Below are 25,523 nucleotides of genomic sequence, written 5' to 3'. Positions count from 1 at the left end.
TGAGCGCGTGCTCCTAGTTAATCGTCTCGACCGGAAAACCTTCCGCCTGCATTTTCTTCAACACATCCTGCCAACGGGACAAGCGTTTGGTGTCACCCACTTTTTTATTGCCCTTGGCTCCGGGCAACCAAAGCCCTTCGGCATTGAAAGCGTAGACCGGCAGCAGATCGGTTCGTTGGCTGGCGGGCTTGATCGCATCGATCAGGCTGTCGAGCACCAGCGGCATGGCGTCGGGGCTGGCGTAGTAAGTCAGCACCATGTGCGCGCGGTTCAGGCTCACGGCCTTGACATAGGTAATGCGTAGCTTGTCGCTGGAAACGCCGAGGTGGCGCAGGCTGAAATACTTGGCGATGGCGTAGTCTTCACAGTCACCGGCGCCCTTCGACAAGGCTTCGATCGGGGTTTCCCAATAGTCGACCTCGTGCCACAGGTCGACGTCCTCTACGTAGCGCATCTGTTTATTGAAGAACAGGTTGACCACGTTGAGCTGCTCCAGCTCGCTGATCTGCTTCTGCGTGGCCAGCAAATGCTGCCAGGCGTCAATACGCTGCTGCCCTGCGCCCAATGGCCCGTACAATGCCTGCGCCCGGCGGCTGATCAGGGAAAAATCCCAGTCGGCATGCAGACTGCCCGGCATGACGCCGGCCAGCAGCAACACACAGCACAGCCAGCGCAAAGTCCGAGGGATCGCGAAACGTACCGCCAATGCGAGACATCCAGGTAGGCAGGTGGAGTCGATTGATGGTGAAGGGTAGCTGGTTAAAAGACAATGGCACGGTGAGATCACCGGGGCGGGCTAAACTTGGGGTGTGAGCTGTTTAGGCTGCGCGTTTGACAACCTGTCAGGCAGTCACTAGTGTCCTCTTGGATCCAAATTCTTTCAGTCATTCAGGGTGTGTAGTAGTGCCACAGAAGCCCAACCCTCTCAGCAGCATCAAGGTCAACGGTCCGATTCCCGCTCATCTGGCACGCTCGGTCATCGAAGAAACCCTGCGTGCCGCCATTCTCGATGGCCGTATTCCTTGCGGCACAGCCCTTCGTCAGCAAGACCTGGCCGACCTGTTCGGGGTTAGCCGCATGCCGGTCCGTGAAGCCTTGCGCCAGCTCGAAGCGCAAGCGTTGCTTAATGTGATCGCTCACAAAGGTGCGGTGGTCGCGCCATTGGTTCAGGGCGATGCCGCCGAAACGTACGAGTTGAGGATCCTGCTGGAGTCCGAAGCTCTACGTCTGTCGGTTCCTTTGCTCACCACCGAGGATTTTGAGCAGGCGGCCCGCTACATCGACGAACTGGAAACGGAGCACGACTACACCGAAATTGGCCGCCTCAACCGCCTGTTTCACATGGCGATGTACTGCAAGGCACCTAATCGTCGGCTCTTGAGACTGGTCGAAGACGGGTTGAACGAAGAAGAACGTTTCCTGCGCTTCAACCTGGAGGCCATGGGCCTGGGCAAACTGTCACAGGAAGATCACCGTGCGCTGTTGCGCGCAGTGGAAGACCGCGACATCGAGCGTTCGGTGAAGCTGCTCGAACAACACCTCAACCGGGGCGTGGAGGTCATCACGCGCTACCTCAACAGCCCCGAAGCACAAAGCAGAAAAACCTCGAAATAAATCATATCGGTAACCGCAGCGAGCAGATCAACCTGCTCGCCTGCGCTTGCCGCGCCTGCGTGTCCGTTTCCCAAGCCAGACAATTGCATCGACCGTATGACGCGTCGGCGATAGCGGCTGCCTTGATTTACGCTCACTCTTGGCCTGCCAACCAATAATAAACGGGTGACGTACCGCATGAGCGGCACAGTCCCCGCATCAAGAACCTACGGAAGGAGTCTTGCCACGGGAAAGGAAGCATCGGCATCCCGGCCAACTTCCACCCCTCAAATCACACTAACGATCACCCTTGGAAAGTTGCTTCGAGTGAGGCATTCACTCTTCATTTCGATTTCGACTTATATAAGCCGGAAGGAGTAACTACGCCTAAATAAAACTTTAATCAAAAGTCTTATTGGAACTTGTCGCGCCAGAAAAGGCTGAACTTCTAAATAGTATAAAAATAACTTGCCGAGAACTTTATTGGTGTATTAGCTTTTCTCCGCCACCACTGAAGGCACTGGCCGAAAGGCCGCAACCACACGACTTATATGTAACTAACACTGATCAATTCATTTGAGGCACTTGCTCGCCATCAGACTACTTAAAGCGCCCATTAATTATTGATCACCCCTCATACCGGATCACCTATAGGCTCGCCATGAAATCGACTAAAGACCGTCTTAATCAGAAGAAAGCAGAACTGAGTGCGCACCCGATTTTTTCTGAAATACATTCGCTTTCGGTACTCCAACGCTTCATGGAATCCCATGTTTTTGCGGTGTGGGATTTCATGTCGCTGACCAAGCGCCTGCAACAGGAACTGACCTGCGTCCAGTTGCCCTGGCTGCCGCCAGGAGATCCGCAGGCTGCCCGACTGATCAACGAGATTGTGCTGGGTGAAGAGTCCGATGATCGTCCGGCCCACGGTCATTACAGCCATTTCGAGTTGTACCTGGATGCGATGCGCGAGGTGGGTGCCAGCACGGTTGCCGTCGAGCGCTTCGTGGCCCTGCAGCAAGAAGGCGTGAATTACGACGTGGCGCTGCAAAGCGTGGACATCGACCCGGCCGCTGCGCAATTCGTGCGCCACACCTTGCACACCGCGCTGCATGCGCCCGGCCACAGTGTTGCGGCGGCGTTTTTGCACGGGCGCGAGAGCGTCATTCCACAGATGTTCCAGCGGATTCTCGACGATTGGGGAATCGGCTTTGAGCAGGCGCCGACCTTCCGCTACTACCTGGAGCGGCACATCGAAGTCGATTCCGAAGACCACGGCCCGGCAGCGGAAAAACTCCTCGCGCGGCTAGTCAATGGCGATCCGCAACGGGAAGAAGACGTCTACGCCAGCGCCCTGGCGGCCGTGGAAAGCCGCATTGCCCTGTGGGACGGCCTGCGCCTGAGCATGAGCGAACCGGTGGCGGAGGTGAACGCATGAACGCCGCCGACTACCAATCCTTCGCCGAAGCCTGGGAAAGCCGCGCCACCATCCGCACCCGCCCGCGCCGCGTGCTGGAGAACGACGAAAAGCTGATCTACCCGCTCAGTCGTCAGCCGCTGGTGTTGAGCGAAACCTTTCTGCGCGAATGCCCCGAGCAACGGGATTTCGCCCTGGTGCAGACGCTCTACAAATTCATCAACGACGTGGTGATTTTCGAAACCGAGATCGTCGACAAAACCGCGCGCAGCATCGCCAAGAATCGCTTCGCCGTGGCTTTCCCGTTCGCCTGCCGTTACGACGCCATGACCGTCGTGGTGGACGAGGATTACCACGCGCTGGTGGCGATGGATTTCATGCAGCAAACCGTCGCCATGACGGGCATCACGCCGATCGAGCTGCCGGATGAAATCGAGCTGAGCCGGGCGATTCCGGCGGCTGTTGCGCTGGCACCGGAACATTTGCGCAGCGCCGTGGAATTGATCTGCGTGGCCATCGCAGAGAACACCGTGACCGGCGACGTGGCGGCATTCGCCAAGGACGACACGGTCAAGCAATCGATCAAGGGTTTGATGGCCGATCACTTGCTCGATGAGGGCCGTCATTCCGGGTTCTGGGCGCGGTTGGTGCGCATCTACTGGCACACCGCAAGCGAAGTCGACCGTCTGTGCATCGCGCAGATTCTGCCGGTGTTCATCGGCCATTACCTGACCAACGACATCCAGAAATCCTTCGACTTCCGCCTGATCGAGTCCTTGCAGATCAGCGATGCCGCGCGCCGCGCACTCAAGAGCGAAGTGTCGGGGCTGGCCTTCCCGATCAACCGCCATCACCCGCTGGTCGCCAACATCGTGCGGTTTTTCCACAGCAGTTCGCTGCTCGATTCGCCGTGTGTTCAAGAAGCCCTGAGCGACTACCTGGTTTAACGAGGAGCACATCATGAGACGTCTCGACATTCTGCTCATTGGGCAGAGCCAGGCCCTGACCGACCTGGCGCTGGAACTTGAACAACACGGTCATTCACTGACGCGGCTGACGGCCCTCGACCCGCCGCCGTCGAGCAACGCTGATTTGCTGATCGACGATGCCAGCCTGTCGTTCCAGCCTTTGGGCGATGTCCCTCGACTGACGTTGAGCCTGGGTGTCGGAGTCCGGGGTGATTCAGGTTTGCCGCCGCTGGACCTGCTGTGCCTGTACTGTTCGACGCTGCTCACCCGCGTGCCGATTGCCGACGAACCTTCGGGCAACGGCCAGGCGCTGCGTCTGCGAGCGGTGGCGCAACTGGTGGACCATGCAGCATTGCTGGTCAGTCGCTTCTCCCGGGATGCGGATCATTTTCTGCTCGTCGAACCGGCGACTCCCGTTCATTTCGAACAGGTGGAAAGTCTGCTGTTTTTAGAAACCCTGGCCTTCGTCCATCGTCTCAATACCACCGCTGACCCCGGCTTGCTGCAACTCGCTCAGCTGCCGATGATCGAGCGCCTTGAGCAGCGCTTCATTGAGTCTGCCGAAAGACCGGCGCTGAACGTTGCCGGCACTTCCCTCAGCTATCGCCAACTGCATGCTCACAGCCGTGCCATCGCGCAGCGATTGCAACCATTGCTCGAACAGCACGACAAGCCGTGGGTGGTCGGAATCTGCCTGCCGAAATGCAGCGCGTTGTATGCGGGGATTCTGGCGATTCTCGGCAGCGGCGCGGTGTACCTGCCGCTGGAGCCGAGCCATCCGTTGCAGCGCCAGCAATACATTTTGTCGAATGCCGGCGCCGTGTTGTTGCTGCACGACGGACAGCATCCGCTCGCCTGCGAAATACTCAGCCTGGACATCAGCGCAATCGACATCGAGCACGTGGATGTCGATCAACCGTTGATGCGCCAGCGCCCCGATCTCGACGCGCCGTGCATGGCGCTCTACACCTCGGGCACCACCGGTCATCCCAAAGGCGTGCTGCTCAGCCAGGCCAACCTCGCGCACTTCACCGCGTGGTACGCCGACTATGTGCAACTGACTGAACAGAGCCGCGTATTGCAGTTTTCGTCATTGAGCTTCGACTCGTCGCTGATCGATATCTTCCCGACGCTGTTGCAGGGCGCCGAGCTGATCGTACCCAGTGACGATCAACGCCGTGACCCGCTGCAACTGGTGGAACTGATCCGGCACCAACAGTTGAGCCATGCGTTTTTGCCACCGGCCTTGCTGAGCATTCTGCCCCTGGATCAGTTGCAGGTACTGGACCACGTGATGACCGGCGGCGATGTCTGCGAACCCTATGTCATCGAGCAACTCACCCGTCAGGGCAATCTCTACAACCTCTACGGCCCGACCGAAGCCACGGTGCTGATCACCGCGCGGCAACTGCGCGCCGGCGACAGCAATCGCACCCTCGGCGCGCCGATCGCCAACAGTCAGGTGCTGATTCTCGACGAGGATTTTCAACCGGTGGCCGAACAGACCGTCGGCGAGTTGTACATCGTCGGACCGGGCGTTTGCCTGGGATACCTGAACAACCCGCAACAGACCGCCGAACGCTATCTGCACCTGAGCCTGCCGAACGGTGAGAGCCTGCGCGCCTATCGCACCGGCGACATGGCGAAGTGGACCGGCGCAGGCATCGAGCTGTGCGGACGCCGGGACAATCAGGTAAAGATTCGTGGCTTTCGGGTCGAACCGGAAGAGATCGAACGCTGCCTGCGCGACAGTCAGTTGTATCGTCAGGTGGCGGTGGTGATCGACAGCCAGCGGCGGATTCTCGCATTCCTCGCCCAGCCTCAGGAGGATCGACCCGGCGCCGCACGCGAAGCGCTGAAGGCGCACGCCACCCGGTTTCTGCCGGACTACATGCAGCCCACTGCCTGGACCGAACTGACGAGCATGCCGTTCGCCAGCAACGGCAAGGTTGACCGCAAAGCGCTGCTGGAGCTGCCCGTCAGCATGACCGAAAACCCGTCGCGGCGTTTGCCCGCCAGCGCCGATGAAGCGCTGCTGTTGGAGATCTGGTCCGAACTGCTGGAGCTGCCCGCCAGCGATATTTCCACCGACGAAAGCTTCTTCAATCTGGGCGGCCACTCGATCCTGCTGTCGCGCATGTTGTTGCGCTTGCGTGAAGAATTCGGGCGCAGCATCTCGATCAATCGCTTCATTGAACTGCCCACTATCGCAAAACTCGCGACGCTGGTGCGCGGCTCCGGCACCGAAGAAGTGCTGAGCGAACAAGCCATGGCGGACGCCTTCCGCGAGTTGGAGGTGCAGCCGCTGCCGGTCAGCCGCATGGGCGATGTGCACAAGGTCATCGTCACCGGCGCCAATAGTTTTGTCGGCGTGCACATCGTCGAAGCGTTGCTGGCCTGGGGCGCCAGCGAAGTGGCTTGTCTGGTGCGCGATGGCGGCGGGCAATCGGCGGCCGAGCGTTTTGCTCATGCACTGCGCGAGAACCGTCTGGAGCATCTGGATCTGAGCCGGGTGCGGGTGTACGCGGCGGACATCACACGACCCTCACTCGGGCTCGCCGTGGAGGTTTACGAGCGCCTGGATCGCGAGTTCGGCGCACTCGTGCACAACGCCGCCAACGTCAATCACGTGCTCGATTACGAGTCGCTGGCGCGGGACAACGTCGAGCCGATTTTCGAGTGCCTGCGCCTGTGCGAAGGACGCAGTAAAAAGATCTTCAATTTCGTTTCGACATTGTCCGCGTCGAGCACGATTTCCGACGACGGTCGGGTGCTTGAACTGCCCGCCGCCCAGACCCCGCCGATCTACATCAAGAATGGCTACAACCTGTCGAAGTGGGTCGGTGAACGCATCCTCGAGCGAGCGCGGGAGCGTGGGGTTCGGGTCAATGTGTATCGCCCTGGCAACATCAGTTTCAACAGCCTCACCGGCGTCTGCCAACCGCACAAGAATCGTTTGATGCTGATGCTCAAGGGCTCGATTCAGCTCGGTCAGGTGCCGGAGTTCGCGCTGAATTTCGACCTGATGCCGGTGGATTTTCTCGCCCGTTTCATCGCGTTCCACGCCAGTCGTTATTCAGCGGAAAAAGCGGTGTTCAACCTGCACAACCCCGAACCCTTGAGTTGGGACGATTACGTTGCCTCCTTCCGTGAAGCGGGTCGCAAATTCTCCATGGTCAGCGTGGCCGACTGGCAGCAGCAACTGGGCCGGGTCGACAGCGACAACGCGCTGTTCGGCGTACTCGGTTTCTACCTCAACGGCTTCGAGGAAGACATCGGCGATATCTCGATGATCGGCCACGACAACGCCCAGGCCGGCGTGCGCCAGATGGACGCGCACTACCCGGAAAAATCCCCGGCACTGCTGCGTCGCGGCTGCGACTACCTCAAAGAAATCAACTTCATCTGATTCACTCAACCGGAGCAAAACCATGAAAACCCTGCAACCCGATACCCTGATCAAAAACCCTCAAGGCTGCCACGTCGAGTCTTCGGTGGACGTGCCGGCCGAGGCCACGAAAGTCTGGGCGGTTGTCGGCAACTTTGCCGGCTTCGATCGCTTCATCCCGGCGTTGTCGCACATCGAGATGACGGGCGAAGGCGTGTCGTCCCTGCGCAAGAAATTCTTCAGGGACGGCAACCTGGTGGTCGAGCAACTCAACTCGCGGGATGACCAGGCATTGAGCATGACCTGGACCACGATTTACAACACGCTGGGCGTGGCTAATTTGTGGGCGGCCATGACGGTTGAAGCGGCGGGTGAAGGCAAGTCCCGGGCGACGTGGACCATCATCGCTGAACCGGCCCAGGGCGATGCCGAGGCGCTGCCAGGGTTCAAGGATTTTGTGCAGGGGTTTGCGGATGATGCGATGAATAATGTGCTGAAGCTGTTTGCGTAGGGCACATTTTTTCGGTGATGCGGAAGTCCCTTTCGCGGGCAAGCCTCGCTCCTACAGGTTACTCGATACCCTGTAGGAGCGAGGCTTGCCCGCGAAGAACGATAACGCGGTAGAACTGACGCGAATTAAATCTTGAAGCTATCCACCAACTGCTTCAACCGGTTCGCCTGCAACGACAACGCATCACAATCCTTCAACGTTTCATTGAGGTTGGCCACGCTCTGCTGGTTCAGCAGGTTGATCTGGTTGACGTCGACATTGAGGGTTTCCACCACCGCAGTCTGCTCTTCGGTCGCCGCCGCCACCGACTGGTTCATGCCGTCAATTTCGCCTATACGCCGGGTCACGCTGACCAGACGCAAACCGGCCTGGTTCGCCACTTCGACGCTCTCTTCGCTGGAAGCCTGACTGGCGTTCATGGTGGTCACCGCTTCGCGCGAGCCGATCTGCAGCGAAGTGATCATCTTGTGAATCTCCTCGGCCGACTCCTGCGTGCGATGGGCCAGGTTGCGCACCTCGTCCGCCACCACCGCAAAACCACGCCCGGCTTCACCGGCGCGGGCCGCTTCAATGGCCGCGTTGAGGGCGAGCAAGTTGGTCTGCTGGGAGATGCCTTTGATCACATCGAGAATGTGCCCGATGTTGTCGGTGCTGGCGTTGAGGGTTTCGATCTGCGTGCAGGACAGGCTGATTTTCTGCGACAGCGCGGTCATGGCCAGAATGGTTTTTTCCACCACCTGACGACCGTCGTCCGCCTGCTCGCTCGCGCCGCTGGCGTGCTGCGAGGCATCAGCGGCGTTGCGAGCGATTTCCTGGGTCGCGGCACCCAATTGGTTGATCGCCGCCGCCACACTGTTGGTGCGCGCACTTTGCTCGTCAGAGCCGACGATCGAGGCGTTGGACGAGGCCATGACCCGTTGCGACAGGTCATGGACCTGGCGAGTGGCCGACGACACCTCGGAAATCGACGCATGAATCCGCTCCACGAACTGGTTGAAAGAACCGCCCAGCTCGCCGAATTCGTCTTTGCTTTCCACGGACAGACGACGGGTCAGGTCGCCTTCGCCCTGGGCGATGTCCTGCATCGCGCGGCCCATGGTGGTCAGCGGACGCATCAGCACGTTGATCAACAGGCTCAACAGCACTGCAATCACGGCCACGGCGATGAACATCGCGATCAACGCCGAGGTGCGGAATTGGCTCAATGGTGCGTAGGCCTTGTCCTTGTCGATCGACAGACCGATGTACCACGCCGCATTCGGTAACCCGTTGACCGGAGTGAACGAGAGGATGCGCGCCTGGTTGTTCAGGGTGACTTGCTGATTACCCTTCTCGATGCGCAGGCCCGCGTTGGGGTAGATGTCCTTCAGGTTTTTCATGACCTGGTCTTTGTCCGGGCTGACGATCACCTGACCGTCGGCACTGACCAGAAACGCATGACCGATGCCGCCGAAATCCACCGAGTTGATGATCTTCACCAGGGTTTCCAGGCTCAGGTCACCGCCGACCACGCCGAGCAATTCGCCGTTCTTTTTCACCGGCATGGCGATGGTCACGACCAGGCCACCGACGGCGGCCATGTAAGGCGGGGTCAGCATGGTTTTGTCAGCGGCAACGGCTTGCTTGTACCAGGGCCGCTGACGCGGATCGTAGCCGTCCGGCATCTTCGCGTCCGGGCGCTGGGTGAACACGCCATTGGTCTGGCCGACGTACGTGAACTGGAAGTTCGAGGTGAAGGTCGGCTGATCAACCAGACCCGGCAGATCGGCATTGGCACCTTGATGAGCGACGTTCTGCGCGAGGTTTTCCAGCACCAGCACGCGGCCGCTCATCCAGTTCTGCACACTGCTGGCGGTCAGGTCGCCGGCCTGTTGAACAGAGGATTCGAGGTTTTGCCGAATGGTATTTCGTTGCAGATAGTCGTTGTACAAAGTGAACAACGCAAAAGCCAGCACCACGACGCCGGAGGCGGCCAACAGGATTTTATGGCTGAACTTGAGATTCATTTCATGGGACTTCTATGCAGAAAGTGGGATGCGTTCCGGGTTGCAACATTCCATGTACAGCTCGAGCGGCTTCTATGGCTGCTCTACTTTGGTGCACGCATGTCTCATCAGTCTTTCGGCACTGGTGCGATAAAACTTAGGGACATGTACGAAATGGCCGGCATTTCCGTCAGATACCCGCCGAACGGCGTGCTAGAGCGCCTGAGTAGCATTGTTGTGATGACGGTTATTCGAGCGGCAGTTGCAAATTCCCCAACCCTTGATGACAATGCGACTAATTATCATTTGTGACGTCCGGGCTGTCGCGTTCATGTCCTCACCTGAGTTTGCAGTACAGGCGCTTTACTGTAGCCATCACGGTTGGCTCAACACGTGGCTGCGCGCGCGACTGGGCAATGCCGCCGATGCGGCGGACCTGGCCCAGGACACATTCGTACGCCTGCTGCAAAGAACCGAACGCCTGGAACTCAAGGCCCCACGCGCGTTTCTGCGAACGATTGCTCGCGGCCTGGTGATCGATCATTGGCGCCGCGAAGAAATCGAGCGCGCGTACCTGGAAACCATCGCCCATTTGCCAGAGGCCGAAACACCGAGCACGGAAGCCCGGGCACTGGTGCTTGAGTTGCTGGAAACCATCGCGCGCATGCGTGAAGGACTGAAGCCGAAAGTGCGTCAGGCGTTTCTGCTGGCTCAGTGCGAAGGGCTGACTCACAAACAGATCGCCAAACAGATGGGCTTGTCTCTCCGTTCGGTGGAACGCTACGTCGCCGACGCCCTGTTTCACTGCTACCTGCTGCGGTACGAAGCATGATGCCTGTGGATAATCTGTCGGTGAACCGCCGTGGCGAGCCTCATCAGCAGGTGGTCAAACAAGCCATCCACTGGCTGCTGCGCCTGCGAAACAACGCGAGCAATGCCCGGCTGCGTCAGCAATGCGATGTCTGGCGGGCGGAACACCATGAGCACGAAGTGGCGTGGCAACGGGTGCAGTCCCTGCAGGCCGAACTGAGCAGCAACCTGCGTGCGGTGCCCGGTGCTCACGTCGCCTTCAACACCCTGGAAAACAGTGTTCAAGGATTGGGCAGACGCCAGGCCTTGAAGCTGCTATCGGGCGCAGTGTTGATGGGGTCGGCGGCATGGCTGGGCAGGGATGTGACGGGCTGGCAACAGTGGACCGCCGACTTCGCCACCGCCACGGGCGAGCGTCGTGGTTTCCAGCTACCGGACGGCACGCGGCTGGAACTGAATACGGCGAGCGCGGTGGATCTGGACTACACCGCGCACCAGCGATTGATCAAACTGGCCCGCGGCGAAATCATCGTGACGTGCGGCGGTGCCGATGAAGGGTCTTCGTTTGATCGACCGCTACGGGTGCAGAGTGGACAGGGTGTGTATGAGGGGGTGGCGGCACGCTTCATCCTCCGCCAGGAAGCGGGCTGCACGCGGCTCAGTGTGACCAGCGGCATGGTCGTGATCCACTCGCCAATATCTGCCGATGGCGCGCCCACTCAGGTTCATGCCGGACAGAGCTATCTGATCGATCACCAGCAGGCGCGCCCGGCCTCACCGCTGAACATGGATGCCGGTGCCTGGGTCGATGGTCTGATCGTCACCCGCAACATGCGTCTGGGCGATTTCCTGCAGGAGGTCGGACGCTATCGACACGGATATCTGACGTGCGCAGCGGACATTGCCAACCTGCGCCTGTCCGGTGTTTTTCGCCTGGAAAGCACCGACAAGCTACTGGCCATCCTTGCGCAAACCTTGCCGGTGCAATTGCGTTACCGCACGCGCTGGTGGGTGGCACTGGAGCGTCAGGCCTGAATTTTTTTGGCGGGTTTTCCGTGGGAGACCGGCTTAGTCAGTAAGCACTTCAACTCTGACTTCAGCGACTTCCTACGGAAACCTACAATGACTGTCCGCAACATCAGTAAGAACTCTCCTAGTTTCACCGCGGATGCCGGCGTCTTGCGTCATGCCATTCGCACAGCGTTGCTCTCTACCGCGCTGGGTGTGGGTCTATTGCCGATATCCGCTGTGGCGGCAGGGAGCAGCGCGGTCAGCAGCCATCGCTACAACATTGCCGCCGGGCCATTGAGCGATGTACTCAATCAGTTTGCGCGTCAGGCGGGCATCACGTTATCGACCACGCCTTCGCAAACGGCGGGACTTCAGTCCCCCGGTGTGCAAGAAGAGTACTCTGCGGATCAGGCGCTGAGCCACTTGCTCAGCGGTTCTGGCCTGGAGGCGGTGAGCCAGGATGGCAGCAGCTACGTGCTGCGCTCAGTCACCGAAGCGTTGGCACTGCCTACGACCGACATCAAAGGCTTTGCCCTCGGCAACGCACTGGGCAGCATGGACGGCTACAACGCGACGCACAGCCAGATCGCCACCAAAACCAGCACCGCGCTGCTGGAAACCTCGCAAAGTGTGTCGGTGGTGACCCGCGAGCAAATGGACGACCAGGGTTCGCAAACCGTTGCCCAGGCCATGCGCTACACCCCCGGCGTGCTGATCAATCCCTACGGCGCTACCCATCGCTATGACTATGTGGCGATGCGCGGCTTCAACGACGGCTCGGTGGACAACATCTACCTCGATGGCCTCAAATCCATGGGTGACAGCGGCACCTACAGCACCATGCAGGTAGACCCGTATTTCCTCGAACGCGTCGATATCCTCAAGGGACCGTCATCAGTGCTCTACGGCCGCAGTTCACCGGGCGGCCTGGTGGCGCTGACCAGCAAGAAGCCGCTCTACGAGTCCTATCATCAGGTTCAGGCCACGGTGGGCACGCAAGGTCAGCGCGGCATGGGTTTCGACTTCAGTGGCCCGGTGGATGACGACAAGCGCATCGCCTATCGCCTGACGGGGTTGGCGGATCAGTCCGACACACAGTTTGACCACAACAAGGAAAAGCGCTTCGCGTTGGCACCGACGGTAAATATCGACTTCACCGAAGATACGTCGCTGACGTTACAGGCCTATCTGCAACACGATCCGGATGGCGGCTACCACGGTGGCGTACCGGCGGACGGCACCCTGCACCAACGCAATGGCAACCGCATCTCGCCACACTTCTTCGAAGGCGAGCCGGGCATTGATGGTTACCGGCGTGATCAGCAGTCCTTCGGCTATCAGTTTGAACACCGCTTCAATGACGTCTTCACCGCACGGCAGAACTTCAGGTATCTCGACTCCAAGGTGAAGATCGATCAGGTCTACGCCTATGGCTGGACGACTCCGACCAGTAATGAGTTGAACCGTTACTACACCGGCGGTGATGAAAAGCTTCACGCCTTCATTGTCGATAACATGCTGCAAGCGGAGTTCTTCACCGGGGCAACCAAGCACACCGTGCTGTTGGGGGTGGATTATCAGCGCCGCAAAACCGTGGTCGACTGGACCAGCGGCGGGCTTGCGCCGATTGATGCGTTTAATCCGGTGTACGGCAATTCGGACATCGATTTCTACAGTCCGACCCCAGCTATCTGCGACGCCTGGAGCAAACGGGCGTCTACCTGCAAGACCTGATCGAGATGGATAAGTGGCGCTTCTCCCTCGGCCTGCGGCAGGACTGGGTCGAAACCTCGGATGAGAATCGGCTGGCTGAAACCGGGCGCCCAGCGGGCACTGAAGTCAGCGACCAACGAACCAAGATGACGGGGCGTGCAGGTGCGCTTTACCTGTTTGATAGCGGTCTGGCGCCGTACATCAGCTACTCCGAGTCCTTCAACCCAAACTCCTACGCGGACAGCGCGGGTAATCCATTGGCACCCACCGATGGTACACAGTGGGAGGTCGGCTTGAAGTATCAGCCGCCGGGTACCGACAACTTGTTCACTGCATCGCTGTTCCGCATCGATCAGGAAAACCTGGCGACGAAACTGCCTCACGAAAACTTCTATCGCGCCGTCGGCGCCGTGCGCTCCCAAGGCCTGGAACTGGAAGCGCACTTGCAGCTGACCGACAAACTCAAAGTGCTCGGCAGCTACACCTTCACTGACATCGAATACTCGAAGTCGATGATCAGCACTTTGAGCACACCTACGGACGTGATCGAGAACAAGGGCAACTCGCCAACCCAGGCACCGCGGCATATGGCGTCGCTCTGGGCGGATTATAAATTCGACAGTGCGGCACTGGATGGTTTGCGGCTGGGCGGTGGTGTACGTTATGTCGGCTACAGCTGGGCCGATGCGGAAAACACCATGAAGGTACCGTCCTACACGCTGTTCGATGCGTCTGTCGGTTATGACCTGGGCAAGGTTGGCCTGAAGGGCGTTGACGCACGCCTGAATGCGAACAATCTGACCAACGAGTCCTACGTAGCCTCCTGTGCCAGCCTGAACTTCTGCTACCTGGGCGAAGAACGCAACGTCGCCGCCACGATCAGCTACCAGTTCTAAATACCCGGCCTACAAAAAAGCCAGCCCTTGATTTCCAAGGGCTGGCTTTTTTGTTTCTCCGAGGCGAGCTATCGGGCTTTTAGCGAGCCCGAAACGACAAAACCCCTGTCTGCGTTAGCAGACAGGGGTTTCGGAATTCAATCTTGACGATGACCTACTCTCACATGGGGAAACCCCACACTACCATCGGCGATGCATCGTTTCACTGCTGAGTTCGGGATGGGATCAGGTGGTTCCAATGCTCTATGGTCGTCAAGAAATTCTGTGACCAGCCCGTTACGCAGTAACGTGCCAGCAAAATTGGTGACTTCTACTAAAACAAAACCCCTACCTGCATACGCAGATAGGGGTTTCGGAATTTAATCTTGACGATGACCTACTCTCACATGGGGAAACCCCACACTACCATCGGCGATGCATCGTTTCACTGCTGAGTTCGGGATGGGATCAGGTGGTTCCAATGCTCTATGGTCGTCAAGAAATTCGGGAGCCAGGTCGTTTACCTTTCGGTTCACGCTCCAGCGAATGGGTATGCGATAGTTTGTGCGTTGCTCTCGAACTTTCGGTTCGTCTCGTCTTCACACACCGCAATCTGGCCTCTTTCGAGTTCACAAATTGCTTGGGTGTTATATGGTCAAGCCTCACGGGCAATTAGTATTGGTTAGCTCAACGCCTCACAGCGCTTACACACCCAACCTATCAACGTCGTAGTCTTCGACGGCCCTTCAGGGGACTCAAGGTCCCAGTGAGATCTCATCTTGAGGCTAGTTTCCCGCTTAGATGCTTTCAGCGGTTATCTATTCCGAACATAGCTACCCGGCAATGCCACTGGCGTGACAACCGGAACACCAGAGGTTCGTCCACTCCGGTCCTCTCGTACTAGGAGCAGCCCCTCTCAAATCTCAAACGTCCACGGCAGATAGGGACCGAACTGTCTCACGACGTTCTAAACCCAGCTCGCGTACCACTTTAAATGGCGAACAGCCATACCCTTGGGACCGGCTTCAGCCCCAGGATGTGATGAGCCGACATCGAGGTGCCAAACACCGCCGTCGATATGAACTCTTGGGCGGTATCAGCCTGTTATCCCCGGAGTACCTTTTATCCGTTGAGCGATGGCCCTTCCATACAGAACCACCGGATCACTAAGACCTACTTTCGTACCTGCTCGACGTGTCTGTCTCGCAGTCAAGCGCGCTTTTGCCTTTATACTCTACGACCGATTTCCGACCGGTCTGAGCGCACCTTCGTACTCCTCCGTTACTCTTTAGGAGGAGACCGCCCCAGTCAAACTACCCACCATACACTGTCCTCGATCCGGATAACGGACCTGAGTTAGAACCTCAAAGTTGCCAGGGTGGTATTTCAAGGTTGGCTCCACGCGAACTGGCGTCCACGCTTCAAAGCCTCCCACCTATCCTACACAAGCAAATTCAAAGTCCAGTGCAAAGCTATAGTAAAGGTTCACGGGGTCTTTCCGTCTAGCCGCGGATACACTGCATCTTCACAGCGATTTCAATTTCACTGAGTCTCGGGTGGAGACAGCGCCGCCATCGTTACGCCATTCGTGCAGGTCGGAACTTACCCGACAAGGAATTTCGCTACCTTAGGACCGTTATAGTTACGGCCGCCGTTTACCGGGGCTTCGATCAAGAGCTTCGCGTTAGCTAACCCCATCAATTAACCTTCCGGCACCGGGCAGGCGTCACACCCTATACGTCCACTTTCGTGTTTGCAGAGTGCTGTGTTTTTAATAAACAGTCGCAGCGGCCTGGTATCTTCGACCGGCATGGGCTTACGGAGCAAGTCCTTCACCCTCACCGGCGCACCTTCTCCCGAAGTTACGGTGCCATTTTGCCTAGTTCCTTCACCCGAGTTCTCTCAAGCGCCTTGGTATTCTCTACCCAACCACCTGTGTCGGTTTGGGGTACGGTTCCTGGTTACCTGAAGCTTAGAAGCTTTTCTTGGAAGCATGGCATCAACCACTTCGTGTTCTAAAAGAACACTCGTCATCAGCTCTCGGCCTTAAGATCCCGGATTTACCTAAGATCTCAGCCTACCACCTTAAACTTGGACAACCAACGCCAAGCTGGCCTAGCCTTCTCCGTCCCTCCATCGCAATAACCAGAAGTACAGGAATATTAACCTGTTTTCCATCGACTACGCTTTTCAGCCTCGCCTTAGGGACCGACTAACCCTGCGTCGATTAACGTTGCGCAGGAAACCTTGGTCTTTCGGCGTGGGTGTTTTTCACACCCATTGTCGTTACTCATGTCAGCATTCGCACTTCTGATACCTCCAGCAAGCTTCTCAACTCACCTTCACAGGCTTACAGAACGCTCCTCTACCGCATCACCTAAGTGATACCCGTAGCTTCGGTGTATGGTTTGAGCCCCGTTACATCTTCCGCGCAGGCCGACTCGACTAGTGAGCTATTACGCTTTCTTTAAAGGGTGGCTGCTTCTAAGCCAACCTCCTAGCTGTCTAAGCCTTCCCACATCGTTTCCCACTTAACCATAACTTTGGGACCTTAGCTGACGGTCTGGGTTGTTTCCCTTTTCACGACGGACGTTAGCACCCGCCGTGTGTCTCCCATGCTCGGCACTTGTAGGTATTCGGAGTTTGCATCGGTTTGGTAAGTCGGGATGACCCCCTAGCCGAAACAGTGCTCTACCCCCTACAGTGATACATGAGGCGCTACCTAAATAGCTTTCGAGGAGAACCAGCTATCTCCGAGCTTGATTAGCCTTTCACTCCGATCCACAGGTCATCCGCTAACTTTTCAACGGTAGTCGGTTCGGTCCTCCAGTTAGTGTTACCCAACCTTCAACCTGCCCATGGATAGATCGCCCGGTTTCGGGTCTATTCCCAGCGACTAGACGCCCTATTAAGACTCGCTTTCGCTACGCCTCCCCTATTCGGTTAAGCTCGCCACTGAAAATAAGTCGCTGACCCATTATACAAAAGGTACGCAGTCACCCAACAAAGTGGGCTCCCACTGCTTGTACGCATACGGTTTCAGGATCTATTTCACTCCCCTCTCCGGGGTTCTTTTCGCCTTTCCCTCACGGTACTAGTTCACTATCGGTCAGTCAGTAGTATTTAGCCTTGGAGGATGGTCCCCCCATATTCAGACAAAGTTTCTCGTGCTCCGTCCTACTCGATTTCATGACCAAGAGATTTTCGCGTACAGGGCTATCACCCACTATGGCCGCACTTTCCAGAGCGTTCCGCTAATCTCAAAGCCACTTAAGGGCTAGTCCCCGTTCGCTCGCCACTACTAAGGGAATCTCGGTTGATTTCTTTTCCTCAGGGTACTTAGATGTTTCAGTTCCCCTGGTTCGCTTCTTAAGCCTATGTATTCAGCTTAAGATACCTAACTTATGTTAGGTGGGTTCCCCCATTCAGACATCTCCGGATCACAGTCTGTTTGCCGACTCCCCGAAGCTTTTCGCAGGCTACCACGTCTTTCATCGCCTCTGACTGCCAAGGCATCCACCGTATGCGCTTCTTCACTTGACCATATAACCCCAAGCAATCTGGTTATACTGTGAAGACGACATTCGCCGAAAATTCGCGATTAAACTCACAAATTTTACCTTAGCCTGATCCGTTACCAGTGAAAGTAACGTCCAGTCTATCTTTCTATCACATACCCAAATTTTTAAAGAACGATCTAGCCAAAGACTAGAAATCAACATTCACCACCATCACGATGGAATGCTCATTTCTAAGCTTTATACAATCAGAAGCAGTAGTGGTGGAGCCAAACGGGATCGAACCGTTGACCTCCTGCGTGCAAGGCAGGCGCTCTCCCAGCTGAGCTATGGCCCCGTATTGCTACAGGATCCCACACAAAAATTGGTGGGTCTGGGCAGATTCGAACTGCCGACCTCACCCTTATCAGGGGTGCGCTCTAACCAACTGAGCTACAGACCCAATTTCGGGCTGCTTCTTATCGTCTTCTTCAATGAATCAAGCAATTCGTGTGGGAACTTATGGAGCAGCTGATGTCGTCGATTAAGGAGGTGATCCAGCCGCAGGTTCCCCTACGGCTACCTTGTTACGACTTCACCCCAGTCATGAATCACACCGTGGTAACCGTCCTCCCGAAGGTTAGACTAGCTACTTCTGGTGCAACCCACTCCCATGGTGTGACGGGCGGTGTGTACAAGGCCCGGGAACGTATTCACCGCGACATTCTGATTCGCGATTACTAGCGATTCCGACTTCACGCAGTCGAGTTGCAGACTGCGATCCGGACTACGATCGGTTTTATGGGATTAGCTCCACCTCGCGGCTTGGCAACCCTCTGTACCGACCATTGTAGCACGTGTGTAGCCCAGGCCGTAAGGGCCATGATGACTTGACGTCATCCCCACCTTCCTCCGGTTTGTCACCGGCAGTCTCCTTAGAGTGCCCACCATTACGTGCTGGTAACTAAGGACAAGGGTTGCGCTCGTTACGGGACTTAACCCAACATCTCACGACACGAGCTGACGACAGCCATGCAGCACCTGTCTCAATGTTCCCGAAGGCACCAATCCATCTCTGGAAAGTTCATTGGATGTCAAGGCCTGGTAAGGTTCTTCGCGTTGCTTCGAATTAAACCACATGCTCCACCGCTTGTGCGGGCCCCCGTCAATTCATTTGAGTTTTAACCTTGCGGCCGTACTCCCCAGGCGGTCAACTTAATGCGTTAGCTGCGCCACTAAGAGCTCAAGGCTCCCAACGGCTAGTTGACATCGTTTACGGCGTGGACTACCAGGGTATCTAATCCTGTTTGCTCCCCACGCTTTCGCACCTCAGTGTCAGTATCAGTCCAGGTGGTCGCCTTCGCCACTGGTGTTCCTTCCTATATCTACGCATTTCACCGCTACACAGGAAATTCCACCACCCTCTACCATACTCTAGCTTGTCAGTTTTGAATGCAGTTCCCAGGTTGAGCCCGGGGATTTCACATCCAACTTAACAAACCACCTACGCGCGCTTTACGCCCAGTAATTCCGATTAACGCTTGCACCCTCTGTATTACCGCGGCTGCTGGCACAGAGTTAGCCGGTGCTTATTCTGTCGGTAACGTCAAAACAGCAAAGTATTAATTTACTGCCCTTCCTCCCAACTTAAAGTGCTTTACAATCCGAAGACCTTCTTCACACACGCGGCATGGCTGGATCAGGCTTTCGCCCATTGTCCAATATTCCCCACTGCTGCCTCCCGTAGGAGTCTGGACCGTGTCTCAGTTCCAGTGTGACTGATCATCCTCTCAGACCAGTTACGGATCGTCGCCTTGGTGAGCCATTACCTCACCAACTAGCTAATCCGACCTAGGCTCATCTGATAGCGCAAGGCCCGAAGGTCCCCTGCTTTCTCCCGTAGGACGTATGCGGTATTAGCGTCCGTTTCCGAGCGTTATCCCCCACTACCAGGCAGATTCCTAGGCATTACTCACCCGTCCGCCGCTCTCAAGAGAAGCAAGCTTCTCTCTACCGCTCGACTTGCATGTGTTAGGCCTGCCGCCAGCGTTCAATCTGAGCCATGATCAAACTCTTCAGTTCAAACATCTTTGGGTTTTTAAGAAACCCTAAACTTGGCTCAGCAATCGTTGGTTACATCTTTGATTTCTCGCGGAGTAACTTGTGATGCTGATAATCTTGTTGACTATCAGTCTGACTCCACAAGCACCCACACGAATTGCTTGATTCAGTTGTTAAAGAGCGGTTGGTCAAGGACTTTCGTCTCAACCGAGGCGCGCATTCTACAGCGTCCTCTGTATCTGTCAAGCGGTTATTTTCAGAAGTTTTCAAAGTTTCCTTTGCAACTTCAACCACTTGCGCTTCCGATCTCTCGTCAGCGGGAGGCGAATTCTACAGCGTTGTTCGCTGCTGTCAACACCTCTTTTTCTCCGCTTTCGACCGAGAAGATCGAACCGTCAAAAGAGCCAAACAACATCGCTCTTTCAACTCCTTCGGGGACTTCGATGATCTGAAGCAACTCACTGCCGAAAACAGCGTAACTCTTTGTTTACCAAGGAGTTTCCCGTTTCGACTGCGCCGGAAGTGGGGCGAATTATAGACTTCCAGAATCTGCCGTCAACCCTTAATTACGCTTTTCTATCAATAACTTGCAGAAGCCCGGAAAACAGCCCGTTTCTCTCTATATAGAAGAGCGAAAACACGCCCTCTATATAAAGGGCATTCTCAAAGCACCCCGGCCTCCTTAAAAGCCGCTACCGCACACGCATCCAGACCCAACACCCGCTGCAGCACCTCCAGCGTATGCTCACCCAGCAAAGGAGGCGCATTGCGATACTCCACAGGCGTCTCGGACAGACGAATCGGACTCGCCACCTGCGGCACCATTCCGGCCAGAACATGAGGCAGCTCGATTGCCAACCCGCGCGCCTTCACCTGAGGATCGGCAAACACCTGAGCCAGATCATTGATCGGCCCACACGGCACGCCCGCCTGCTCCAGTTGCGTTACCCACTCAGCAGTGGTCTTGAACACCGTAGCCTGACGGATCAACGGAATCAGCACCGCCCGGTTCGCCACCCGCAACTTGTTGGTCGCAAAGCACGGATCATCCGCCCACTGCGGCTGCCCGGCCACTTCCGCAAATTTGCGGAACTGCCCATCATTACCCACGGTAAGGATGAAATCGCCATCTGCTGTAGGAAAGTCCTGATAAGGCACGATGTTCGGATGTGCATTACCCAGACGCTTCGGCGCATTGCCCGTCGTCAGGTAGTTCATCGCCTGGTTGGCCAGGCAAGCCACCTGAACATCCAGCAACGCCATATCGATATGTTGACCGCCACCGTCATGATCCCGATGCGCAAGTGCCGCCAGGATCGCCACCGTCGAATAGAGCCCGGTCAAAATATCCGTCAGCGCCACGCCGACTTTCACCGGCCCCGCGCCCTCATCTCCTTCCGGCCGACCTGTAAGGCTCATCAAGCCGCCCAAGCCCTGGATCATGAAGTCATAACCTGCGCGCTTGGCATACGGACCGGTCTGACCAAATCCCGTGATCGAGCAGTAGATCAGATTCGGATTGGCACCCTTGAGTGATTCATAATCCAGCCCATAAGCCGCCAGACCGCCGACCTTGAAGTTCTCGATCAGGATGTCCGACTTGGCCGCCAAATCACGCACCAGCTTCTGCCCCTCCGGGCGCGTGAAGTCGATGGTCACTGATTGCTTGTTGCGATTGGCCGACAAGTAATAGGCGGCCTCGCTGGTGTTCTCGCCATAGGCGTCCTTCAGGAAAGGAGGCCCCCAGGCGCGCGTGTCATCGCCATTACCGGGACGCTCAACCTTGATCACCTCGGCGCCAAGGTCCGCCAGTATCTGCCCGGACCAAGGCCCGGCCAGCACCCGCGATAAATCCAGTACCCGTAGATGCGAAAGCGCGCCCATGGCCGTTCTCCTATTAATAGAACGCCTGGATGCCAGTCTGCGCACGACCGAGGATCAGCGCGTGGACGTCATGCGTACCTTCGTAGGTATTCACCACTTCCAGGTTGACCAGGTGACGGGCCACGCCGAATTCATCGGAGATGCCGTTACCACCCAGCATGTCGCGCGCCATCCGGGCAATGTCCAGGGACTTGCCGCAGGAGTTGCGCTTCATCATCGAAGTGATCTCGACCGCCGCCGTGCCTTCATCTTTCATGCGACCCAGACGCAGGCAGCCTTGCAGCGCCATGGTGATCTCTGTCTGCATGTCGGCCAGTTTCTTCTGGATCAGCTGAGTAGCGGCCAGCGGGCGACCGAACTGCTGACGATCCAGGGTGTATTGGCGAGCGGTGTGCCAGCAGAACTCCGCAGCACCCAAGGCGCCCCAGGAAATGCCGTAACGCGCAGAATTGAGGCAAGTGAAAGGGCCTTTCAAACCACGGACGTCAGGGAAAATGTTCTCTTCAGGGACAAACACGTTGTCCATGACGATCTCACCGGTGATGGACGCACGCAGGCCGACTTTGCCGTGGATCGCCGGAGCGCTCAGGCCTTTCCAGCCTTTTTCCAGAACGAAGCCACGGATGTCGCCCGCATCGTCCTTACCCCAGACCACGAACACGTCGGCGATCGGGCTGTTGGTGATCCACATCTTGCTGCCGGTCAGGCTGTAGCCGCCTTCCACTTTGCGTGCACGAGTAATCATCGAGCCCGGGTCGGAACCGTGGTCAGGCTCGGTCAGACCGAAGCAACCGATCCACTCGCCCGTTGCAAGTTTTGGCAGATACTTCTGCTTTTGCGCTTCAGTACCGAATTCATTGATCGGCACCATCACCAAAGAGGACTGCACGCTCATCATCGAGCGATAACCCGAGTCGACGCGCTCGACTTCACGGGCGATCAGGCCGTAGCTGACGTAGTTCAGGCCGCTGCCGCCATACTGCTCAGGAATGGTGGCACCCAGCAGGCCGACTTCACCCATCTCGCGGAAGATTGCCGGATCGGTTTTCTCATGACGGAATGCTTCAAGAACACGCGGCGCGAGCTTTTGCTGAGCGAATTGCTCGGCGGTGTCGCGGATCATGCGTTCTTCTTCGGTGAGCTGTTGATCCAGCAGCAGGGGATCAATCCAGTTGAAGCTAGCTTTACCGCCCATGAGTGTGTCCTCTCGAATCGGGTCAAATAACGTGGACTGATCCTAGGCCCGGTTCGGCGTCACGGCAAACGAGGATTTTGCATACTGTTGTGCTAATTTCTCACTCCGAAACGCCGCGAAACAGCTTTAATGCGATGCATTAGTGAGGTTGACGTACATGCGCAGAAAGATTCCCAGCACAACGGCCCTGATCAGCTTTGAAGCGGCCGCACGCCACGAGAGTTTTACCAAGGCAGCCCAGGAGCTCTCACTCACCCAGGGAGCGATTTGCCGACAGATCGCCAGCCTTGAGGAGTTCCTCGGCGTGGAACTGTTCCGACGCTCCCGGCGCGGGGTCAAGCTGACGGAAGCAGGACTTTCCTACAGCCGCAGGGTCGCCACCCAACTGGACGCCGTTGAGCGAGACACGCTGTCGGTCATGGGCCAGCAAGGCGCCAACGTGATCGAACTGGCAGTCGTGCCCACCTTCGGTACCCAATGGCTGTTGCCAAGACTCAAGGATTTCCAGCAAAGACATCCGGAAGTGACGGTCAATCTCACCAACCGCACCCGCCCCTTCCTGTTTGCCGACACCGACTTCGATGCGGCGATCTATTTTGGCGATGCGGACTGGTCAGGTACTGAATCCCACAGGCTGATGGGCGAAAATCCGATGCCCGTGTGCAGCCCCACCCTACTGGGCAAAAAGACAAACATCACACCCGCTGAAATTGCCGAGCTGCCCCTGCTGCAACAGACCACCCGCCCTTACGCCTGGCGCCAATGGTTCAACTCGCAGAACCTTAATATCCCGCGAGACATGACAGGACCGCGCTACGAGCTATTCTCCATGCTTGCCCAAGCGGCGATGCACGACATGGGGATTGCCTTGATCCCGCCGTTCCTGATTCAGCGCGAACTGGCGGAGAAGCGACTGGTGATTGCTAATGCTCAAGCACTGTCCAGCATCAAGGCGTATTACCTGATGATTCCCGAGCGAAAGGTCGAATCCGCGTCTTTGAAGGCATTTCGCGACTGGCTGGTGAATCAGGCGCAAAGCTACAACCTAGAGGGATAAAGGCTTGACGCGATTATTTGACCCCGTAGTCAGCAATTCAAAAGCCCTACAGATATAAGTATTTGTCGCATATCGCAGACTGTACCGAAAAACGGTACAAACGTCCCACAAGCGCCTGAAGACGTGGCCTTGAGCCGCTATTCAGCAGCAATATCACCTCATTCACCGTGCCGATGTGTAAATTCTTGAATTTTGGCCAAAATCCTTACAAGGCACGGCCTGCAAGGGATTGAACCGTTCAGTGCGACATTCGGTCACGGGGTGACTTGTAGTTAATTTTCCGTCACATGTCATAAACCCTTGAAGGGCACAAAGTTCGCCTGCAAAATGCCGCGCCCCGCTCTGATTTGGCGGGATCGTGCTGATCGGCCGCCCCAGCCGCACCATCCGAAGTGCCTGGGTTTACTCAATAAGATCACGCAGGAGATTTTGTCGTGCACATTGGTGTTCCTCTCGAAACCCAGACGGGTGAAACACGGGTTGCTGCAACCCCGGAAACCATCAAGAAGCTGATCGGCCAGGGCCATAAGGTCACTGTGCAAAGCGGCGCCGGCATTAATGCCAGCGTTGTCGACAGTGCTTATGAAACGGCGGGCGCAACCATTGGCAGCGCCAACGATGCGTTTGGTGCCGAGCTGATTCTCAAGGTGGTCGCCCCCAGCGACAGCGAACTCACTTTGATAAAGAGTGGCACCGTAGTGGTGGGCATGCTCAACCCGTTCAGCAATGAAACCATCGCCAAGCTGGCCGAGTGCGGCATTACCGCGTTTGCGCTGGAAGCCGCGCCGCGCACCTCCCGCGCTCAAAGCCTGGATGTGCTGTCTTCGCAAGCCAACATCGCCGGCTATAAAGCCGTGTTGCTGGCCGCTCACCACTATCCTCGCTTCATGCCGATGCTGATGACCGCTGCGGGCACCGTGAAAGCGGCGCGCGTGTTGATTCTTGGCGCCGGTGTTGCCGGTTTACAGGCAATCGCTACGGCGAAACGTCTGGGTGCGGTGATCGAAGCGTCTGACGTGCGTCCTGCGGTTAAAGAACAGATCGAATCCCTCGGCGCCAAGTTCGTCGACGTGCCTTACGAGACCGATGAAGAGCGTGAATGCGCCGTCGGTGTCGGCGGTTACGCACGCCCAATGCCTGCGAGCTGGATGCAGCGTCAGGCCCTGGCCGTGCACGAACGCGCCAAGCAGGCTGACATCGTCATCACCACCGCACTGATTCCCGGCCGCAAGGCACCGACACTGTTGAGCGCGGAAACCGTCGCGCAAATGAAGCCAGGTTCCGTGGTCATCGACCTCGCAGCGGCTCAGGGCGGCAACTGCCCGCTGACCGTAGCCGATCAGGTGGTGGTGGAGAATGGCGTGACCATTTGCGGCCCGACCAACCTGGCCGGCGCGGTCGCGGCAGACGCTTCGGCCCTGTACGCGCGCAACCTGCTGGACTTCCTGAAGCTGGTCTTCAACAAAGAAGGCCAGTTCGAAGTGAACCTCGAAGACGACATCGTCGCCGCGTGCCTGATGTGCCGCGACGGCCAAGTCATCCGCAAAAACGCCTAAGC

At 57.2% G+C, this 25,523-nt stretch carries 14 protein-coding genes, 2 tRNA genes, 4 rRNA genes and 1 pseudogene; 11 read left to right on the top strand and 10 right to left on the bottom strand.

The features are described 5' to 3' along the window. Positions 1-13: 13 nt before the first annotated feature. Positions 14-706, bottom strand: a complete 693-nt coding sequence (gene lapG / locus ACA066_RS00640; protein ID WP_497697715.1) for a cysteine protease LapG — start codon at positions 704-706, stop codon at positions 14-16. 197 nt (positions 707-903) lie between these two features. On the opposite strand from lapG, the gene ACA066_RS00635 reads away from it, so the two are divergent. From ACA066_RS00635 to ACA066_RS00615, 5 genes are all read left to right on the top strand, one after another. Further along, positions 904-1,614 carry a GntR family transcriptional regulator gene (locus ACA066_RS00635; RefSeq protein ID WP_497400875.1) on the top strand — a complete coding sequence of 237 codons (711 nt, stop codon included), beginning with the start codon at positions 904-906 and terminating at the stop codon, positions 1,612-1,614. 640 nt (positions 1,615-2,254) lie between these two features. Further along, positions 2,255-3,031, top strand: coding sequence for a DUF3050 domain-containing protein (locus ACA066_RS00630; RefSeq protein ID WP_497697714.1), 777 nt, complete (start codon positions 2,255-2,257; stop codon positions 3,029-3,031). After that, the gene (locus ACA066_RS00625) at positions 3,028-3,957 is read left to right on the top strand and encodes a diiron oxygenase (protein ID WP_497697713.1); all 930 of its coding nucleotides are present in this window, start codon (positions 3,028-3,030) and stop codon (positions 3,955-3,957) included. The genes ACA066_RS00630 and ACA066_RS00625 overlap by 4 nt, the downstream gene beginning before the upstream one ends. Positions 3,958-3,970: 13 nt before the next feature. Further along, entirely contained in the window at positions 3,971-7,387 is a 3,417-nt protein-coding gene (locus tag ACA066_RS00620; RefSeq protein WP_497697712.1) for an amino acid adenylation domain-containing protein, read from the top strand. A gap of 22 nt (positions 7,388-7,409) precedes the next feature. After that, positions 7,410-7,877 carry an SRPBCC family protein gene (locus ACA066_RS00615; RefSeq protein WP_497697711.1) on the top strand — a complete coding sequence of 156 codons (468 nt, stop codon included), beginning with the start codon at positions 7,410-7,412 and terminating at the stop codon, positions 7,875-7,877. Between the two features lie 125 nt (positions 7,878-8,002). Here ACA066_RS00615 and ACA066_RS00610 read toward each other — a convergent pair whose 3' ends face one another. After that, positions 8,003-9,883 (bottom strand): methyl-accepting chemotaxis protein, encoded by a 1,881-nt coding sequence (locus ACA066_RS00610; protein WP_497697710.1) that lies wholly within the window; start codon positions 9,881-9,883, stop codon positions 8,003-8,005. On the opposite strand from ACA066_RS00610, the gene ACA066_RS00605 reads away from it, so the two are divergent. The 4 genes and pseudogenes from ACA066_RS00605 (at position 9,863) to ACA066_RS00590 (ending at position 14,292) form a co-directional block, all read left to right on the top strand. Next, the gene (locus ACA066_RS00605; protein WP_497697709.1) at positions 9,863-10,174 is read left to right on the top strand and encodes a hypothetical protein; all 312 of its coding nucleotides are present in this window, start codon (positions 9,863-9,865) and stop codon (positions 10,172-10,174) included. The genes ACA066_RS00610 and ACA066_RS00605 overlap by 21 nt on opposite strands. Positions 10,175-10,193: 19 nt before the next feature. Beyond that, the gene (locus ACA066_RS00600) at positions 10,194-10,694 is read left to right on the top strand and encodes a sigma-70 family RNA polymerase sigma factor (protein ID WP_497697708.1); all 501 of its coding nucleotides are present in this window, start codon (positions 10,194-10,196) and stop codon (positions 10,692-10,694) included. Beyond that, the gene (locus ACA066_RS00595; protein ID WP_497699788.1) at positions 10,694-11,707 is read left to right on the top strand and encodes a FecR domain-containing protein; all 1,014 of its coding nucleotides are present in this window, start codon (positions 10,694-10,696) and stop codon (positions 11,705-11,707) included. The genes ACA066_RS00600 and ACA066_RS00595 overlap by 1 nt, the downstream gene beginning before the upstream one ends. Before the next feature lie 87 nt (positions 11,708-11,794). Next, a pseudogene (locus ACA066_RS00590) lies at positions 11,795-14,292 on the top strand (TonB-dependent siderophore receptor). A 141-nt stretch (positions 14,293-14,433) separates the two neighbouring features. Here ACA066_RS00590 and rrf (ACA066_RS00585) read toward each other — a convergent pair. From rrf (ACA066_RS00585) to ACA066_RS00550, 8 genes are all read right to left on the bottom strand, one after another. Continuing rightward, positions 14,434-14,549, bottom strand: a 5S ribosomal RNA gene (rrf, locus tag ACA066_RS00585). A gap of 106 nt (positions 14,550-14,655) precedes the next feature. Then, positions 14,656-14,771, bottom strand: a 5S ribosomal RNA gene (rrf, locus tag ACA066_RS00580). A gap of 151 nt (positions 14,772-14,922) precedes the next feature. Then, positions 14,923-17,814 (bottom strand): 23S ribosomal RNA (locus tag ACA066_RS00575). A 236-nt stretch (positions 17,815-18,050) separates the two neighbouring features. After that, positions 18,051-18,126 (bottom strand) — tRNA-Ala (locus tag ACA066_RS00570). Positions 18,127-18,154: 28 nt separating this feature from the next. Next, a tRNA-Ile gene (locus tag ACA066_RS00565) sits at positions 18,155-18,231 on the bottom strand. A gap of 82 nt (positions 18,232-18,313) precedes the next feature. Further along, positions 18,314-19,850, bottom strand: a 16S ribosomal RNA gene (locus ACA066_RS00560). The 16S, 23S and 5S rRNA genes sit together here with 2 tRNA genes alongside, the layout of an rRNA operon. Positions 19,851-20,492: 642 nt before the next feature. Next, positions 20,493-21,713: a CaiB/BaiF CoA transferase family protein gene (locus ACA066_RS00555; protein ID WP_497697707.1), complete on the bottom strand. Its 1,221-nt coding sequence runs from the start codon at positions 21,711-21,713 to the stop codon at positions 20,493-20,495. Between the two features lie 13 nt (positions 21,714-21,726). Continuing rightward, positions 21,727-22,908 carry an acyl-CoA dehydrogenase gene (locus ACA066_RS00550; RefSeq protein ID WP_497697706.1) on the bottom strand — a complete coding sequence of 394 codons (1,182 nt, stop codon included), beginning with the start codon at positions 22,906-22,908 and terminating at the stop codon, positions 21,727-21,729. Positions 22,909-23,065: 157 nt separating this feature from the next. Between ACA066_RS00550 and ACA066_RS00545 the strand changes: the two genes are divergently transcribed. Both ACA066_RS00545 and ACA066_RS00540 read left to right on the top strand, forming a co-directional pair. Next, positions 23,066-23,965, top strand: a complete 900-nt coding sequence (locus tag ACA066_RS00545; RefSeq protein WP_497697705.1) for a LysR family transcriptional regulator — start codon at positions 23,066-23,068, stop codon at positions 23,963-23,965. 434 nt (positions 23,966-24,399) lie between these two features. Continuing rightward, on the top strand, positions 24,400-25,521 hold the full coding sequence (locus ACA066_RS00540; RefSeq protein WP_497697704.1) for a Re/Si-specific NAD(P)(+) transhydrogenase subunit alpha: 1,122 nt from the start codon (positions 24,400-24,402) through the stop codon (positions 25,519-25,521). The last annotated feature ends 2 nt before the right edge of the window (positions 25,522-25,523 follow it).

The organism is Pseudomonas sp. LBUM1651 (assembly GCF_059716135.1).
Note: the sequence above shows the minus strand (reverse complement) of the source record. Positions and strands in the feature narration are given on the sequence as shown.

What these genes read in the sequence shown, in the direction of transcription:
- ACA066_RS00625 (WP_497697713.1), top strand. Translation starts at nt 3,028, where the DNA reads ATGAACGCCGCCGACTACCAATCCTTCGCCGAAGCCTGGGAAAGCCGC.
- ACA066_RS00555 (WP_497697707.1), bottom strand. Translation starts at nt 21,713, where the DNA reads ATGGGCGCGCTTTCGCATCTACGGGTACTGGATTTATCGCGGGTGCTG.
- ACA066_RS00550 (WP_497697706.1), bottom strand. Translation starts at nt 22,908, where the DNA reads ATGGGCGGTAAAGCTAGCTTCAACTGGATTGATCCCCTGCTGCTGGAT.
- ACA066_RS00610 (WP_497697710.1), bottom strand. Translation starts at nt 9,883, where the DNA reads ATGAATCTCAAGTTCAGCCATAAAATCCTGTTGGCCGCCTCCGGCGTC.
- ACA066_RS00545 (WP_497697705.1), top strand. Translation starts at nt 23,066, where the DNA reads ATGCGCAGAAAGATTCCCAGCACAACGGCCCTGATCAGCTTTGAAGCG.
- ACA066_RS00630 (WP_497697714.1), top strand. Translation starts at nt 2,255, where the DNA reads ATGAAATCGACTAAAGACCGTCTTAATCAGAAGAAAGCAGAACTGAGT.
- ACA066_RS00615 (WP_497697711.1), top strand. Translation starts at nt 7,410, where the DNA reads ATGAAAACCCTGCAACCCGATACCCTGATCAAAAACCCTCAAGGCTGC.
- ACA066_RS00595 (WP_497699788.1), top strand. Translation starts at nt 10,694, where the DNA reads ATGCCTGTGGATAATCTGTCGGTGAACCGCCGTGGCGAGCCTCATCAG.
- ACA066_RS00605 (WP_497697709.1), top strand. Translation starts at nt 9,863, where the DNA reads ATGGCTGAACTTGAGATTCATTTCATGGGACTTCTATGCAGAAAGTGG.
- ACA066_RS00620 (WP_497697712.1), top strand. Translation starts at nt 3,971, where the DNA reads ATGAGACGTCTCGACATTCTGCTCATTGGGCAGAGCCAGGCCCTGACC.
- ACA066_RS00600 (WP_497697708.1), top strand. Translation starts at nt 10,194, where the DNA reads ATGTCCTCACCTGAGTTTGCAGTACAGGCGCTTTACTGTAGCCATCAC.